We start from the raw sequence: 16395 nt of genomic DNA on the forward strand, positions 1-16395 counted from the left end.
GGGGGGGGGGGGGGGGCGCGGGGTGGGGTCCCGGGGGGGGTGGGCGGGGCCGCGGGCCGGCAACACCAGATCCACGCCATGCGTGGATGCAGCAGTCTGTAGAGCCGAGCCTATGCTCGGCTCTTTTTTGCCTGCAATCTCCGGCACAATCGCAGTTCTGATTCCCCCAGAAAGCGGTGAACGTGCAATGCGCATCCTGATCCTCGGCGCCGGCGGTACCGGCGGTTACTTCGGTGGTCGCCTGGCCCAGGCCGGCGTGGACGTGACCTTCCTCGTGCGCCCCGCGCGCGCCGCACAGCTGGACCGCGACGGCCTGGTGATCCGCAGCCCGCTCGGCGATGCCAGCTTCCCGGTGCAGCACGTCACCGCCGATGCGCTGCCCGCATTGGCCGCGCAGAAGCCGTTCGACCTGGTCATCCTCAGCTGCAAGGCCTACGACCTCGACAGCTCGATCGACGCCATTGCTCCAGCCGTGGGCGCGAACACCACCGTGCTGCCGATCCTCAACGGCCTGCACCACTACAACGCGCTGGACCTGCGCTTCGGCCGCGACGCCGTGCTCGGCGGCCTGTGCTTCATCAGCGCCACCAAGGCCCCCGGCGGTGCGGTGCTGCACCTGGGCAAGCCGGCCAAGCTCACCTTCGGCGAGCGCGATGGCGGCGCGGCGTCCGCACGCGTGCGTGCCTTCGCCGCTGCCTGCGCGCAGGCCAATCTTGATCACCTGGCCAGCGAGCGCATCGGCCAGGAGCAATGGATCAAGTACACCTTCCTGACCGCGCTGGCCGCCGCCACCTGCCTGCTGCGTGCGGATATCGGCACCATCGTCGCCACCGATGATGGCGAGGCGATCGTACGTGGCCTTTACGACGAGTGCCTGGCCGTCGCCGAAGCCGCCGGTGAACCGGTTCCGGAGGCAGCGCAGGACACCGCGCGCGGCACGCTGACCCAGGCCGGCTCGGCGTTGAAGGCCTCGATGCTGCGCGATCTGGAGGCCGGCCAGCAGGTGGAAGCGGAACAGATTGTCGGCGACATGCTGGCGCGTGCGCGAAGGGCCGATCAGGAGGCCCTGCTGCTGCAGGTTGCCTACAGCAGCCTGCAGGCCTACCAGGCACTGCGGGTCGCGTGACTCCCGCATTGCAGGCCAGCCCGTTGCCCGCGCGGGTACTGATTCTCGGGCTGGGCTGGAGCGGACGCGTGCTGGCCGCGCAGCTGCAGGCGCGGGGCGTAGCCGTGTCCGGCACGGTGCGCGACCCGTCTGCGGCACCGCACGATGGCCTGCTGCGACACCCGCTTCGAGCTGACACCGCACCGTCACCTGCCCTGCTCGAAGAGATCGCGCAGGCCGATGCCGTGCTGTGCAGCGTGCCGCCAGATGCCGCGGGCGACCCGGCACTGCGCCTGCTGCTGCCGGCTCTGCGGGCCAGCCCGGCATTGCGCTGGGTCGGCTATCTGTCGTCGACCTCGGTGTATGCCGACCGCGCCGGCGGTTGGATCGACGAGCGCAGCGCGGCCGACGCCACTGAAACGGCTGGCGTGCAGCGCCTGCTCGCGGAAGCACAGTGGCGTGCACTGGCCGGACAACGCGGCATCGCCTCGGCGGTGTTCCGCCTGCCCGGCCTGTACGGGCCGGGTCGCAATGCGCTGGTGCAGTTGGCGCAGGGGCGTGCACGCCACGTGGTTCGCCCGGGCCAGGTGTTCAACCGACTGCACGTGGATGACCTGGCAACCGTCATCATCGCCGCAATGCGGCGCCCGGCCCGGCAGGGTCTCTACCTGCCCAGCGACGACGAGCCTGCACCGCCGCAGGATGTGCTGGCCTTCGCCGCGAAGCTGGGCGGGTTTGCGCTGCCGCCCGCCGTGGCCTGGGATGACCCGGCACTGAGCCCGACGCTGCGGCGCTTCTACGAGAGCAACAAGCGCATCGACAGCCGTGGCACGCGTGAAGCGCTGGGGTGGGCGCCACGGTTTCCGACGTATCGGGAAGGGCTGACGGACCTTGCCGCTTCGCTCGCCGGGCATGGCACGGCGCTACCGAACAGCGCTTTGTAGAGCCGAGCCCATGCTCGGCTGCTCTCCGTGTCCGTCGCGCTGCGCGCGATGAGCCGAGCATGGGCTCGGCTCTACGGATCAACCCGCGTCGGGCAGGCGGAAGAACGCACGCGTCGCCGCAGTCGCATTGGCCGCCGTCACTGCAACGTCCTCGCCACGGTCACGTGCCAGTTCTTCCACGATATGCGAAAGGAACATCGGTTCGTTGCGGCGGTCCTTCGGCATCGGCTTCAGCGTGCGCGGCAGCAGGTACGGTGCGTCGGTCTCGATCATCAGGCGGTTGGCCGGGATGTTCTTCACCAGTTCGCGCAGGTGCGCGCCACGGCGCTCGTCGCACAGCCAACCGGTGATGCCGATGTACCAGTCCTGGTCCAGGTAATCGAACAGTTCATCGCGTTCGCCGGTGAAGCAATGCACCACCGCCGGGCCGATGCGACCTTCGAAGTTCTTCATCTGTGCCATGAAGTCGGCATGCGCATCACGCTGGTGCAGGAACAGCGGCTTGCCATTGTCCGCAGCCAGCTGCAGCTGGCGCTCGAACGCGCGGTGCTGCGCCGGGCGCGGCGAGAAGTCACGGAAGTAGTCCAGCCCGCACTCCCCCACCGCCACCACTTCCGGATGCGCGTGCAGCGCGCGCATCTCGGCATCGCATTCCTCGGTGTACTCCACCGCGTGATGCGGGTGCACGCCGGCCGTTGCGTACAGGAAGCCCGGATGCTGCTGGGCCAGCTGCACCGCCAACGGCGAGTGCTCGCGGCTGGCGCCGGTGATGACCATCTGCACCACGCCGGCCTGGCGCGCGCGGTCCAGCACGGCGTCACGGTCGCGGTCGAAGGAGTCGTGGGTCAGGTTGGCGCCGATATCGATCAGGTGCATGGTCATCGCGGGGGAAAAGTGCCCGCGCATTGTACCTGCGCCCGCCGTGCCCCCTTATCCTTTGCACATGAACGCCCCGCTCTTCCCGATTTCCCCGCTGCTGCCGCAGATCCAGCAACACCTGGCCGCGCAGCAGCGACTGGTGCTGGAGGCCCCGCCCGGTGCCGGCAAGACCACCCAGGTGCCACTGGCACTGCTCGACGCACCGTGGCTGCAGGGCCGCAAGATCATCCTGCTGGAACCACGGCGGGTCGCCGCCCGCAGCGCCGCGCTGTTCATGGCGCGGCAGCTGGGCGAGGAGGTCGGTGGCACGGTCGGCTACCGCATCCGCTTCGAAAACAAGGTTTCGGCGCGCACGCGCATCGAGGTCGTCACCGAAGGCATCCTGACCCGCATGCTGCAGGACGACCCGATGCTGGAAGAGGTCGGTGCGATCCTGTTCGACGAATTCCACGAGCGCCATCTCAGCGGCGACCTCGGCCTGGCGCTGGCGCTGGATGTGCAGGCGCAGCTGCGCGATGACCTGCGCCTGGTGGTGATGTCGGCCACGCTGGACGGCGAGCGGCTGGCACGTTTTCTCGATGCGCCGCGGCTGAGCAGCGAGGGCCGCAGCTACCCGGTGGCGATCAGCCATTTCCCGGCGCGCCGCGATGAGGCGCTGGAACTGCAGGTGCGCCGCGCGGTGCAGCAGGCCCTGGCCGAGCACCCCGGTGACCTGCTGGTGTTCCTGCCCGGCCAGCGCGAGATCGCGCGGGTGCAGGCGGGTCTGCAGGAATCGCTCAATGGCGATGTCGAGGTCCTGGCGCTGCACGGTGAACTGCCCGTGGAACAACAGGCGCGCGTACTTCAGGTGGCCAGCGATGGCCGCCGGCGCGTGGTGCTGGCGACCAACGTCGCCGAGTCGTCGGTGACGTTGCCCGGCGTGCGCGTGGTGATCGACAGCGGCCAGGCACGCGAACCGCGCTACGACCCCAACAGTGGGTTCACCCGGCTGGACGTGGTGGCCATCGCGCAGGCGTCGGCCGACCAGCGCGCGGGCCGCGCCGGCCGCGTCGCCGAGGGCGTGGCCTGGCGGCTGTGGCCACAGTCGCAGCGGCTGGAACCGCAGCGCCGCGCCGAAATCGACCAGGTGGAACTGGCCGGACTGGCACTGGAACTGGCGGCCTGGGGCAGCAGCGATCTGCGCTTCCTCGATCCGCCCCCGGCGGGTCCGATGGGCGCGGCGCGCGAACTGCTGCAGCGGCTCGGCGCCCTGTCCAGCAGTGGCGCGATCACCGAACTGGGCCGGCGTGTGCTGGCGCTGGGCACGCATCCACGGATGGCGGCGATGCTGCTGGCAGCGCCCGATGCCCGCGCCCAGGCGCTGGCTGCCGACCTGGCCGCGCTGCTGGAGGCGCGCGACCCGTTGCGCCAGGGCGGCGACGCGCTGGCGGCCCGCTGGCGCGCACTGGCCGCGTTCCGCAATGGCCGCACACCGGGCAATGCCAACCGCAGCGGGCTGGCCGCGATCGATGCCGCCGCCAAGCAGTGGCGTCGCCGCCTGCGCTGCGAAGCCACGCCGCCGGCCAGCATCGAGGCCCATGAGCTGGGCGACCTGCTCGCTCATGCCTTCCCCGATCGAATTGGCTTCCAGCATCCCAGCGATCCTCTGCGCTACCTGCTGGCCAATGGCCGCAGCGCGCGCCTGCACGAGCTGAGCGACCTGCGCGGCGAGCCGTGGCTGGTGGCCAGCGAACTGCGCTTCGAAGCGCGCGATGCGTTGTTGCTGCGTGCCGCACCGGTCGATGAAAGTGCTCTGCGCCATGCGTGGCCGGAGCGCTTCGTCACCGAAGACGTGGTGCGCTGGGACAGCGAGCGCCGCGCCCTGGTGGCCCTGCGCGAGACCCGTTTCGACCGGATCGTGTTGGACAGCCGCTCGGCCGGCCGGGTCGATCCGCAGCACGCCGCGCAGGCGCTGACCGATGCGGTGGCCGAGCTCGGCCTGCAGGCGCTGCCGTGGACCGAAGGCCTGCGCCAGTGGCAGGCACGGGTGGAATCGCTGCGCCGCTGGATGCCCGAGCTCGGCCTGCCCGACTGCAGCGACGACGCCCTGCTGGCCAACCGCGCGCAGTGGTTGCAGCCAGCGTTCGCCGGCAAGAGCCGTCTGGATGCGCTGGATGAAGCCAGCTTCGGCGAAGCGCTGAAATCGCCACTGGAGTGGCCACAACGGCAGCTGGTCGAGCGTCATGCGCCGACCCGCATCACCGTGCCGTCCGGACTGGAGCGGCCGATCACCTATGCGCTGGACAGCGAGAGCGGCGACCCGCTGCCGCCGGTGCTGGCAGTGAAGCTGCAGGAACTGTTCGGCCTGGCCGATACGCCGCGCATCGCCGCTGGCCGCGTGCCGCTGACCCTGCACCTGCTCTCCCCCGGCGGCCGCCCGCTGCAGGTCACCCAGGACCTGCGCAACTTCTGGGAAAGCACCTACGCCGAGGTGAAAAAGGAAATGAAGGGCCGTTACCCGCGCCATCCGTGGCCGGATGACCCGTGGACGGCCACGGCCACGCATCGGGCCAAGCCGCGCGGGACGTAGCCGGACCCTGCCTGATCCTGAATGGCTGCGGTAAAGTCACACCGCGTGCCACCTCGACTGACATACCGTTTACGGACAACACGCGACACTGGACTTCGACCCGAGGCAAAGGACCCCCGCATGAGCAAGCTGACCGTAATCACCGACCGCGCTCTGGAGCGCGCCCTGGACCTGGCCCACAGCGCCGGCGACGGCCTGAAGAGTGCCGGTGGCAGCCTGCGCCACCTTGGGCCGCAGGCCAGTGACTGGATCAAGACCGGCGCGGCGCTGGGCGCCGTCAAGACCGGTGGCAAGGTGGCCACCAAGTTCGCCCGGCGCAACCCGGCGGTGACCATTGCCGCCGCTGCGGTGGGTGTCGGCCTGCTCGGCTATGCGCTGTACCGCAAGCAGCAGAAGAAGAAGGCCGCCAACGGCCACGTGGTGAATGGCCAGGCGCAGCGCATCAATGCGCGTGACCGCCGCAACGACACCGTGGTGGACGAGCACAGCGATATCGGCAGCGACGCCTGAGTCTGCCGGGGTCGGCTTCCTTCCGCAGGAACTGAGCCCATCAGCCCGCTATGAGGGCCGGATACCGTAGGGTATCCGGCCCTTCCTGTTTCAGCCGATCTGCCGCCACTGCCCCGGCTGCAGGTCGTCCAGGCGGTAGGGTCCCATCGACACGCGGACCAGCCGCAGCGTCGGCAGGTTCACCGCCGCGGTCATCCGCCGCACCTGGCGGTTGCGGCCCTCGCGGATCGTGATCGCCAGCCAACTGTCGGGCACGGTCTTGCGGAAGCGCACCGGCGGATCGCGTGTCCACAGCGACGGCGACGGATCGAGGCGCTCGATCTTCGCCGGCAGGGTCGGTCCGTCATTCAGCTCCACCCCATCGCGCAGCCGTTGCAGCTGCTCATCGCTGGGGGTGCCTTCCACCTGCACCCAGTAGGTCTTGTCGGCCTTATGCCTGGGGTCGGTCAGCTTGTGCGCCAGCGTACCGTTATCCGTCAGCAGCAGCAGGCCTTCGCTGTCATGGTCCAGGCGACCGGCGGCATACACGCGCGGCGGCAGGCCGAACCCGGCCAGCGTCGGCCGCGGCGGTACGCTGCGGTCGGTGAACTGGCAGAGCACGTTGAAGGGCTTGTTGAAGGCGATCAGCATTGCGGGCACGACGGGCGGCAGGTGCAGCATTGTCCCATGCCGCGCAACCTCGGCCGAGCGCGGCCCCGGTGCTGCCGGGCATCACGCCGGCCGAGGCTGCGGCGCGATCAACCGAAGACCTTCCACTCCAGCAGGAAAGAGCCCAGCACCAGTGCGATGCCGCACGCCGCGATGACATTGGCCCGGCGCCGCAGGCGAACCGGCGGCGGATTCATGGCACGCGCACGCTCCTCCAGCAGCGCACCGGCAAACAGCACGGCAAACCCCACGGTCGCCACCAGGTCGTAGGCATGGCCACCGTAGAACACGAAGTCAATCAGCCGCGCCAACACCAGCACTGCAACAGCGATATAGAACACCTTCTTCAACTGTCCACTCCATTGGCAGCAGGGCCGGGCCACGCCCGGCGGATACACGTTACGTCCATTGTGACGCCGCAGCGCTCACCGGGCGCAGCCCGGCGCCGCCCGCTACGGCTTGATGAAGCGCAGGGTCATGCGGTCGCTTTCACCGATCGCCTGGTACTTCGCATCATCGGCCTTGTCGTGCTGGTTGGTCGGCGGCAGCGTCCACACGCCGTTCGGGTGGTCCTTGGTGTCGCGCGGGTTGGCGTTGACCTCGCTGCGTGCATCCAGCTTGAAACCAGCCGCCTCGGCCATCGCGATCACCTGCTGCTGGCCGACATAGCCGGTGTCATCATCGTCGGCTACGTCGGCCTTGGCACGATGCTCGACCACGCCCAGCACGCCGCCCGGCTTGAGTACGTTGAAGAAGCCCTGGAACATGCCCTGCGCCTGGCCGGCCTTGCGCCAGTTGTGCACGTTGCGGAAGGTCAGCACCACATCGGCTGAATTGGCCGGGCCGAACACCGGCTTGGCCGGATCGTAGGCGACCACGGCAGTCTTGCCGAACTGTGCCGGCGCACCGGCGTACTTCTTCTCCAGGCTGTCGCGGCTGCGCTGCTGGTAGTCACGGCCGCGGCCTTCGGGCACCGCCATCGGATCGACCACCGCAGCAACGTAGTGGCCCTTGTCGTGCAACAGCGGCGCCAGGATCTCCGAGTACCAGCCGTTGCCGGGGGTGATCTCGATGACGGTCTTTTCCGGTGCCACCTTGAAGAACGACAGCGTCTGCGCCGGATGACGGAAGCCATCGCGCTTGACGTTGTTGGCATCACGGGTCGACGCCTTCACCGCCGCATCGATGGCCGGCGACACCTGGATCTTCGCCGGCACCACCGTGGCCGGTGCGGCGAACGCGGGAACAGCGGCAAGCAGGGCCGAGGCAAGCAGCAGGCGGCAACCACGCAGGGACGAAGAGGGCATCATCGGGACGACTCCAACGGAAGATGCGGCGAGACTAGCAGCCGCGGCGTCCCAGGTGTTCACAAAACGTTAGCGGCGTGCGCGGCGCGGAACACTGTTTTGTGGTCACCGCCGCAGCACGGTCACACTACGCGTTCTATTCTGGAGCACTTCCCCCAAGGAGTCCGTGCCCATGACGGCAACCCGCGAACTGGGCCGTTCCGGCCTGCATGTACGTCCGCTCGCCTTCGGTGGCAACGTGTTCGGCTGGAGCGCCGATGAAAAGGCCAGCTTCGCCCTGCTCGATGCCTTCGTCGACGCCGGCTTCAACCTGGTCGACACCGCCGATGTGTATTCGGCCTGGGTGCCGGGCAACGCCGGCGGCGAATCGGAAACGCTGATCGGCAAGTGGTTCGCGCGCAGCGGCAAGCGCGACAAGGTGGTGCTGGCGACCAAGGTGGCCAAGTGGGCCGAACGCCCCGGCCTGACCCCGGACAACATCAATTCGGCGGTCGAGGATTCGCTGCGCCGCCTGCAGACCGACGTGATCGATCTGTACCAGGCCCACGAGGATGACGAGTCGACGCCGCTGGAAGCGACCCTGGCTGCGTTCGGCCGGTTGATCGAAGCTGGCAAGGTGCGTGCGATCGGTGCTTCCAACTACAGCGCCACGCGCCTGGCCGATGCGCTGAAGGTGTCCACCGACTACAGGCTGCCGCGTTACGAAACGCTGCAGCCGGAGTACAACCTGTATGACCGCGCCGGCTACGAAAAGGAACTGGAACCGCTGGTGCAGCGCGAACAGATCGGCGTGATCGGCTACTACGCGCTGGCCAGCGGCTTCCTCAGCGGCAAGTACCGCACGCCGGCCGATGCGGCCAAGAGCCCGGCGCGTGGCGAGAACGTGGTGAAGCGCTATCTGAATCCGCGTGGCCTGCGCATCCTGCAGGCACTGGATGACGTGGCCAGCAAGCACAGCGCAAGCGCTGCACAGATCGCACTGGCATGGCAGATCGCGCGGCCGTCGATCACCGCGCCGATCGTCAGCGCCACCAGCGTCGAGCAGCTGCACGATCTGCTGGCGGCAGCCAACGTATCGCTGAGCGTGCAGGATGTCGCGCAGCTGGATGCCGCCAGCGCGGAAGCCTGAGTTGTAGTGCCGGCCGCTGGCCGGCATTGCACAACAGCGAAGAAAATAATTGAACAAAATGGTTGCGCGCGACTAAATCGTGGTTTATCGTGCGCACCTCGTTTCAACAACCACTGGAAAACTCCCTTGAACGCGCACTCCGTCGCCACCGCCAAACTACTGCCATGCCTGCGCATGGACGTGCTGGCGCGCGCGTTCGGCAAGGAAGACCAGCTGACAACGGCCTGATACCCGCCCTGCGGAGATCGGCCACCCCGATCTCCGAGGCCTGACGACGCCCTCGGAACGCAAGTCCCGGGGGCGTTTTCGTTTGCGTCGGCACAAGGACCCGCGATGCCAGAACTGCACCCCGCGCGGCAACCCGCCGCTCACTGACCCAGGTTTTTCCTGCCCCACCGGAGGAGTTTCTCCGCGTGCATGGCAACGCCTGGACATTATCTGCATCGCACCCAAACATTATCGCTCGCCGATAATGTCGGTGGCCTGCACCCTCGATTCTCCAACGGTCCCGTTTCCACCACGGGCTGGTGCGCGCGGCGTTGCCGTGGCGTATGCCGGAGGTCGCGGACATGCCATCGCCTGGATCGCCTGCTGGAGGCAGGCGCCGGTTCGCCGGTACGCGGTTCGATTCCGCGCGGTCCCCAACTGGATAGCTCAGCTTGGTCAGAGCAACGGATCCGTAATCCGTCTGTCGTGGGTTCGATTCCCACTCCAAACCACATGACCTGTCACGTCATGACTTGAAGCAACACCCGGGGCGCAAGCCCCAGCGGCCATCGTCGCCATCCACGGACATCGCCTTCGGGCAGGAACGTGGAAGGCAACGGAGCGCACGCCGGGCCCCGGCCCGCCGCCACTGCCAGCCACGTTCCGCCCCGGTGCTGCCTGCCGGGAACGACGATGGCAGCACTGCCGGTGCACCGAAGGCTCCGCGCGCGGACCGTCCGCCGATGGCCGCCCTCTTCCGCCGCCTGCACGTGGTGTGCAGGCGGCCGCGCCACGACCTGATCGACCCGGGTCATGGCGATTCATACGCAACGGGTCGAACCACCAGAGCCATACAAGGAGAGACTCCCATGTTCTGGACCATCAAGGTCGTGATCGGCGACGGCGAGCGCGGCCTGGTGTATCGCAACCGTCGTTTCCAGCAGATCCTGCTGCCGGGCGTGCACCGCCTGTCGCCGTTCGGCGGCCGCCCACACGTGGACATCCACACCGCATCGAAGGGCGCGGCCTATACCGGCAGCGACCAGGACAGCCTGATCGAAGCGCTGGGCGCACAGCTGGACATCCACTTCGTGCTGGCCAATGTCGGCGCCAGCGAGGTCGGCCTGTTGCTGCGCAATGGCCGCATCGATGAAGTGCTGCCGCCGGGCAGCCGTCGCCTGTACTGGCGCGGTTCGGTCGACACCCAGGTGCGCGTGATGGCGCTGGGTGACGAGCCGCGCATTCCGGTGGACGTGCAGCAGCGCCTGGGCCAGCTGGGCGTGCTGCCGCGTGTGGCGGTGATCAGCACCGTGCCGAGCGAGTCGGTGGGCCTGCTGTTCATCGATGGCACGCTGCGGCAGACGCTGGACGCCGGCCTGCATGCGTTCTGGAACTTCAACGGCAACGTGTCGGTGGAGCGCGTGGAGCTGCGTGCGCGTTCGCTGGACGTGTCCGGCCAGGAACTGCTCAGCCGCGACAAGGTGACCCTGCGGGTGAACCTGGCCGCGACCGTGCAGGTGGTCGACCCGGTGCGTGCACACCGCACGCTGAGCAATGCCGATGAGTTCATCTATCGGCAGCTGCAGTTCGGCCTGCGCCAGGCGATCGCCGCACGCAGCCTGGACGAGCTGCTGGGCGACAAGGCGGCACTGGACGGCGAGATCGCTGCCCATGTGCAGGCGGCGATCGAGGGCCATGGCGTGCGGCTGCTCGGTGTGGGCATCAAGGACGTGATCCTGCCGGGCGAGATGAAGGAGATCCTCAACGGCGTGGTGCTTGCCGAGAAGCAGGCCCAGGCCAGCGTGATCCGTCGCCGCGAGGAGGCCAACGCCACGCGTTCGCAGCTCAACACCGCAAAGCTGATCGAGGACAACCCGGTGCTGATGCGCTTGAAGGAGCTGGAGGCGCTGGAGAAGGTCACCGAGAAGATCGACAAGTTCACCGTGTTCGGCGGCCTGGATGGCGTGCTGAAGCAGCTGGTGACGATCAGGTAGGGGGTCGCGGCGGCGCAGGGACGCGCCGCCGGCCCATCAAGGACATACACGAAGACATGGACACTCAACACAACTATCAATGGCTGCACGTCGAGGGCACCACGCCGATCAAGGGCTGGGTCAACGGTGTGCCGCTGGAAGCGCAGGCGCATGAGCAGCTGCGCAACATCGCCGCGATCCCGTTCGTCGGGCCGTGGGTGGCCGTGATGCCGGACGTGCACCTGGGCAAGGGCGCGACCGTCGGCTCGGTGATCCCGACCCGCGGTGCGATCATCCCGGCCGCGGTCGGCGTTGACATCGGCTGCGGCATGGCGGCGGTGCGCACCACGCTGCGCGCCAACGACCTGCCCGACGACCTGCGGCAGCTGCGCAACAGCATCGAGCGCAGCATTCCGGTCGGCAACGGGCGCGGCGGCGAGCATCACCGCATGCCCGACAGCATCCACACGCGGCTGGTGCAGTCCGGGCTGGCCGACGGCCTGGAGAAGATCAAGGACAAGCACCGCAGGATCCGCACCGATAAGCTGGACCGCCAGCTGGGTACGCTGGGCGGCGGCAACCACTTCATCGAACTGTGCCTGGACGAGACGGATACGGTGTGGGTGATGCTGCACAGCGGCTCGCGCGGCACCGGCAACCTGATCGGTACCTACTTCATCGAGAAGGCGCGCGAGGAACTGGCCCGGCGCGTGCTGGGCTTCCACCTGCCGGACAAGGACCTGGCGTTCTTCATGGAAGGCGAGCCGCTGTTCGATGACTACGTCGAAGCCGTGTCGTGGGCGCAGGACTACGCCCGGCAGAACCGCGAGGCGATGATGTCGCGCGTGCTGGCCGAGATGCGCCACCGGCTGCCGAAGTTCCAGCTGGCGGCAATGGCGGTGAACTGCCACCACAACTATGTACAGAAGGAAACGCACCACGGGCAGGAGCTGCTGGTGACCCGGAAGGGGGCCGTCAGCGCTCGCGAGGGGGAGCTGGGCATCATTCCCGGCAGCATGGGCACGCGCAGCTACATCGTGCGTGGCAAAGGCAACGCGGACAGCTTCCACAGCTGCAGCCACGGTGCCGGCCGGGTGATGAGCCGTGGCGCCGCGCGCCAGCAGATCACGCTGGCCCAGCATCGCGAGGCCACCGCGCACGTGGAATGCCGCAAGGACAGCGGCGTGCTGGACGAGTCACCGGCCGCGTACAAGTCGATCGACGATGTGATGGCCGCGCAGCTGGACCTGGTCGACGTGGTGCACACCCTGCGCCAGGTGTTGTGCGTGAAGGGGTAACGGAGCGGTGCCGGCCAAGGCCGGCACCCACCGCACCCGATTGCAGTAGATCCACGCCATGCGTGGATGGAACAGCGCCGACCAAGGTCGGCCTCTACCTGTGCAACGTTCAGCGCGCGATGCTGTCTTCGGCCACCAGCGCGTGGTGCACGCCGATGCCCGCGCGCACGCCTTCGGCCATGGCCAGGGTGATGTTGCCGACCGTCGTCGCATCGCCTGCGGCATACACGTTCGGCACCGAGGTCTGCTTCATCGCATCGACCTCGATCAGCACGCCCAGCGGGCTCTCGACCAACGTGCAGCCCAGCTGCTGCACCAATGGCGTGGCCATCGCCTGGGTGGCCGGCACGAACAACGCACGCTGGGCGATTCGGCGGCCGTCGGCCAGCTCCACTTCCAGCCAGGTCGGCTGGTCGCCCTGCACGCCCAGCACGGGTGACGTCTCGATCTGCACGCCGCGCTGCTGCATGGCGGCGCGTTCCTCATCCGTGGTGTCCAGTCCCATGCTGAAGAACGTGACATTGCCCCAGTCGGCGAACAGCGGCGCCTTGCTGGCGGACATCGGATGACCGCCAAGCAGGCCAATGGCACCACCACCCACTTCATAGCCATGACAGTACGGGCAGTGCAGCACGGTGCTGCCCCAGCGCTCGGCGAGGCCCGGCAACGCCGGCAACTGGTCGGCGATGCCGCTGGCGAGCAGCAGCTTGCGCGCGGCCAGCACCTGGCCATCGGCGGTACGCACTTCCACGCCTTCGGCGCGGGCGGTGGCCTGCACGGCTTCGGCATGCACCCAACGCACCGTGGGGTAGTCCAGCAGCTGCTGGCGCGCCGTCTTCAGCAGCTCGGCGCCACTGATGCCATCCAGCCCCAGCACCCCGTGCGAATGGCTGGCGGAACGATTGCGCGGCAAACCGGCGTCGATGACGGTGACCGGGCGGCGGGCACGGGCCAGGATCAGGCCCGCAGCAATGCCGGCATAACTGCCGCCGACGATGAGCACATCAGGATTCATGGTGACCTTCCAGGGAGCGGTGATGGGCGAGGTGGCGGGCGAAGTCGGCGCCGAGCTTGTCCAGTGTGGTCGCCCGCAGGCGCTGTTCGAGCAGGCGCTGTGCTTCGCGTGCACCCTCCAGCAAAGCGCTGTTGACCAGCTGCTGGATCGGGCAGCCGCCGCCGGAATCGCGGGCGCCGACCTGCACCAGCGGTGGTGCGCCCACAGCCAGATAGATGTCATGCAGGGTGATCGTTGCAGCATCACGGGCCAGGTGGCTGCCACCGCCATGGCCACGGGCGCTGCGAACCAGGCCCGCCCTGTGCAGCTGCGCCAGCAGACGGCGGATCACCACCGGATGGGTCGGCAGGCAGGACGCCAGCTGCTCGGAGGTGCGCGGGCCGTCCTGGCCGACCAGATGCGCCATCACGTGAAGGGCGTCGGAGAGCGGGTTCGCGGTCTTCATGTAACTACGATAGTTACATTTATATCCCCTGTCCAGGGTCCACATTTGTTCCACACGGACACATTTGTCCTATGAAACAGTTCCTTCACATCACTAAACGAAACGCTAATGTGATTTACGTCGCACTTCAGCGGGAGCTTGGCGGGTCGATACCGCAATGCCCCTTCCCGAGAGTGCTTCCCCATGAATGCGTCTGTCCGTGCTCCGCGCCTGCAGTCCAAGCTGCTCGGCGCGGTGTCTGTTGGCTTGGCCGTGGTCCTGCTGTGCGCGCTGGCTGGCCTGGCCTCCGCCTGGTTCAAGTTGTCCACCGAGGTTCCGCCCGAAGTCACGCACAGCCGCGACGCCGAACGCCTGCAGCGTGAGTTCCGCGGCCAGGTGCAGGAATGGAAGAACGTGCTGCTCCGCGGCCACGACGACGCGTTGCGTCAGCGCCACCTGGACGCTTTCGACAACGAAGGCCGCCTGGTCGAACGGCTGGCCAAGGGCCTGGTGACCAGCCCGGACGCGCGCACGCGTGAACTGGCGCAGGCGTTCGTTGGCCTGCACGCGCAGCTGCAGAAGGACTACCACGCCGCCCTGCAGGCGTTTGCGGAAGCCGGCTACGATCCCGCCGCCGGCGACAATCTGGTGCGTGGCAAGGACCGCCCGGTGGCGACCGCACTGGATGCGCTGAGCACGCATGCCACGCAGGTGGCCGAAGCAACCGTAGCGGCGCGGTCGCAGCAGGCCCGGCAGACCCTGCTGCTGTGCGCGGCGCTGACCGTGCTGGCCGCCGTGTTGCTGCTGATGGGCCTGGCCTGGTGGCTGCGGCGCGCGGTGGTGCAGCCGGTGCTGGCGGTGGAAGCCGCTGCGCGTGCCGTGGCCGCCGGTGATCTGCAGCACGTGGTGCAGGTGCGCAGCCGCGACGAGATCGGTCGCCTCGCGCAGGCGATGCAGGCGGTGCAGTCCACGCTGCGCGGCGTACTGGACGCACAGGCGACGATGGCGCAGGCGCATGACGCCGGCACCATCAGCCATCGCATGGAGGCCAGTGCGTTCCCGGGCGCGTTCGGCACCATGGTGGCCGACTGCAACACGCTGGTTGACGCGCACATCCAGGTGAAGATGCGCGCGATCTCGATCATGGGCCGCTATGCCGTCGGTGACCTCAGCCAGGACATGGAACGCCTGCCCGGCGAAAAGGCCGTGATCACCAACGCATTGGATACGGCCAAGGCCAATCTCGGCATGATCAACGGCGAGATCCGCCGCCTGGCCGAAGCCGCCGCCGCCGGTGACTTCAGCCAGCGCGGCGACAGCGCACGCTTCGAGCATGATTTCCGCGCAATGGTCGACGGCTTGAACCGATTGATGCAGACCACTGAACTGAACCTCGGCGAGGTCTCCAGCATGCTGCGCGCGATTGCCGATGGCCGCCTCGGCGCGCGCATGCACGGTGATTTCCAGGGCGTGTTCGCGCGTATCGCCGGCGACGCCAACACCACCGCTACGCAGCTGGCAACCATCGTCACCGACATCAAGCACGCCTCCGGCAACATCCACACGGCGGCGGCGGAGATCGCCGCCGGCAACAACGATCTGTCGCGCCGTACCGAACAGCAGGCCGCCAACCTGGAAGAGACGGCGGCATCGATGGAGGAACTGACCTCCACCGTGCGCCAGAACGCCGAGCATGCGCGCCAGGCGAACCAGCTGGCGATCGGCGCGCACACCGTTGCCTCTCACGGCGGCAGCGTGGTCGGCCAGGTGGTGGCAACGATGGGTGCCATCGAAACCTCGTCGCGGCAGATCGCCGAGATCATCAGCGTGATCGATGGCATCGCCTTCCAGACCAACATCCTGGCGCTGAACGCCGCGGTGGAAGCGGCACGCGCCGGCGAGCAGGGCCGCGGCTTCGCCGTGGTGGCCAGCGAAGTGCGCACGCTGGCACAGCGTTCGGCGGCGGCAGCGAAGGAGATCAAGTCGCTGATCGAAGCCTCGGTGGAACAGGTGGGGCACGGTGCACAGCGCGTGCGTGAGGCTGGTGACACCATGGCCGAGATCGTGGCCTCGGTGCAGCGCGTCACTGACATCATGGCCGAGATCTCCGCCGCCTCGCAGGAGCAGAGCGCGGGCATCGAACAGGTCAGCCAGACCGTGATCCAGATGGACGGCACCACCCAGCAGAATGCCGCGTTGGTGGAGGAAGCCAGCGCCGCCGCACGCAGCCTGGAACAGCAGGCCAACCGCCTGATCGATGCGGTGGATGTGTTCGACCTGTCGACCACCGCCGCAGCGAAGGACGCGCTGATGCGCGCGGCCTGATTGATCCGGTTGCCGGCCGGCGGCCGGCACTACCGTGGAGCGCAGACAGGGGGAGTGCCCGG

Annotated in this window: 14 protein-coding genes and 1 tRNA gene; 9 read left to right on the forward strand and 6 right to left on the reverse strand. The window is 68.1% G+C overall.

Going from position 1 to position 16395, the window contains the following annotated elements; all coding sequences use genetic code 11:
- The first annotated feature begins 187 nt into the window (after positions 1–187).
- Complete coding sequence (gene panE / locus O0J15_RS17535; protein ID WP_155030314.1) at positions 188–1126, forward strand: 2-dehydropantoate 2-reductase; 939 nt, start codon at positions 188–190, stop codon at positions 1124–1126.
- Positions 1123–2049: an NAD-dependent epimerase/dehydratase family protein gene (locus O0J15_RS17540; protein WP_164144055.1), complete on the forward strand. Its 927-nt coding sequence runs from the start codon at positions 1123–1125 to the stop codon at positions 2047–2049. The genes panE and O0J15_RS17540 overlap by 4 nt, the downstream gene beginning before the upstream one ends.
- Positions 2050–2127: 78 nt before the next feature.
- On the opposite strand, the gene O0J15_RS17545 is transcribed toward O0J15_RS17540, so the two are convergent.
- Positions 2128–2925, reverse strand: a complete 798-nt coding sequence (locus tag O0J15_RS17545) for a TatD family hydrolase (protein WP_071228618.1) — start codon at positions 2923–2925, stop codon at positions 2128–2130.
- Between the two features lie 67 nt (positions 2926–2992).
- Here O0J15_RS17545 and hrpB point away from each other — a divergent pair, with 67 nt between their 5' ends.
- Together hrpB and O0J15_RS17555 are read left to right on the forward strand one after the other, a co-directional pair.
- Positions 2993–5497 (forward strand): ATP-dependent helicase HrpB, encoded by a 2505-nt coding sequence (gene hrpB / locus O0J15_RS17550; RefSeq protein WP_308306029.1) that lies wholly within the window; start codon positions 2993–2995, stop codon positions 5495–5497.
- 120 nt (positions 5498–5617) lie between these two features.
- Positions 5618–6007, forward strand: a complete 390-nt coding sequence (locus O0J15_RS17555) for a hypothetical protein (protein WP_019661686.1) — start codon at positions 5618–5620, stop codon at positions 6005–6007.
- Between the two features lie 90 nt (positions 6008–6097).
- On the opposite strand, the gene O0J15_RS17560 is transcribed toward O0J15_RS17555, so the two are convergent.
- The 3 genes from O0J15_RS17560 to O0J15_RS17570 all read right to left on the reverse strand — a co-directional run bounded on the left by O0J15_RS17560 (position 6098) and on the right by O0J15_RS17570 (position 7965).
- Positions 6098–6637: a pseudouridine synthase gene (locus O0J15_RS17560; RefSeq protein WP_164144069.1), complete on the reverse strand. Its 540-nt coding sequence runs from the start codon at positions 6635–6637 to the stop codon at positions 6098–6100.
- A 107-nt stretch (positions 6638–6744) separates the two neighbouring features.
- Positions 6745–6996: a hypothetical protein gene (locus O0J15_RS17565; RefSeq protein ID WP_224329425.1), complete on the reverse strand. Its 252-nt coding sequence runs from the start codon at positions 6994–6996 to the stop codon at positions 6745–6747.
- 111 nt (positions 6997–7107) lie between these two features.
- Positions 7108–7965, reverse strand: a complete 858-nt coding sequence (locus O0J15_RS17570; RefSeq protein ID WP_164144057.1) for a class I SAM-dependent methyltransferase — start codon at positions 7963–7965, stop codon at positions 7108–7110.
- A 169-nt stretch (positions 7966–8134) separates the two neighbouring features.
- Between O0J15_RS17570 and O0J15_RS17575 the strand changes: the two genes are divergently transcribed.
- From O0J15_RS17575 to O0J15_RS17590, 4 genes are all read left to right on the forward strand, one after another.
- Positions 8135–9091 carry an aldo/keto reductase gene (locus O0J15_RS17575; RefSeq protein ID WP_308306030.1) on the forward strand — a complete coding sequence of 319 codons (957 nt, stop codon included), beginning with the start codon at positions 8135–8137 and terminating at the stop codon, positions 9089–9091.
- A 645-nt stretch (positions 9092–9736) separates the two neighbouring features.
- Positions 9737–9810, forward strand: a tRNA-Thr gene (locus O0J15_RS17580).
- 357 nt (positions 9811–10167) lie between these two features.
- Positions 10168–11292 carry a slipin family protein gene (locus tag O0J15_RS17585; RefSeq protein WP_099561891.1) on the forward strand — a complete coding sequence of 375 codons (1125 nt, stop codon included), beginning with the start codon at positions 10168–10170 and terminating at the stop codon, positions 11290–11292.
- Positions 11293–11348: 56 nt separating this feature from the next.
- Positions 11349–12569 (forward strand): RtcB family protein, encoded by a 1221-nt coding sequence (locus O0J15_RS17590; RefSeq protein WP_019661691.1) that lies wholly within the window; start codon positions 11349–11351, stop codon positions 12567–12569.
- 109 nt (positions 12570–12678) lie between these two features.
- On the opposite strand, the gene O0J15_RS17595 is transcribed toward O0J15_RS17590, so the two are convergent.
- Positions 12679–13584 carry an NAD(P)/FAD-dependent oxidoreductase gene (locus tag O0J15_RS17595; RefSeq protein ID WP_308306031.1) on the reverse strand — a complete coding sequence of 302 codons (906 nt, stop codon included), beginning with the start codon at positions 13582–13584 and terminating at the stop codon, positions 12679–12681.
- Entirely contained in the window at positions 13574–14029 is a 456-nt protein-coding gene (locus tag O0J15_RS17600) for an Rrf2 family transcriptional regulator (RefSeq protein WP_065177851.1), read from the reverse strand. The genes O0J15_RS17595 and O0J15_RS17600 overlap by 11 nt, the downstream gene beginning before the upstream one ends.
- 183 nt (positions 14030–14212) lie before the next feature.
- Between O0J15_RS17600 and O0J15_RS17605 the strand changes: the two genes are divergently transcribed.
- Positions 14213–16333: a methyl-accepting chemotaxis protein gene (locus O0J15_RS17605; RefSeq protein WP_308306032.1), complete on the forward strand. Its 2121-nt coding sequence runs from the start codon at positions 14213–14215 to the stop codon at positions 16331–16333.
- The last annotated feature ends 62 nt before the right edge of the window (positions 16334–16395 follow it).

The organism is Stenotrophomonas sp. Sm10, assembly GCF_030985515.1.
Taxonomy (GTDB): domain Bacteria; phylum Pseudomonadota; class Gammaproteobacteria; order Xanthomonadales; family Xanthomonadaceae; genus Stenotrophomonas; species Stenotrophomonas hibiscicola.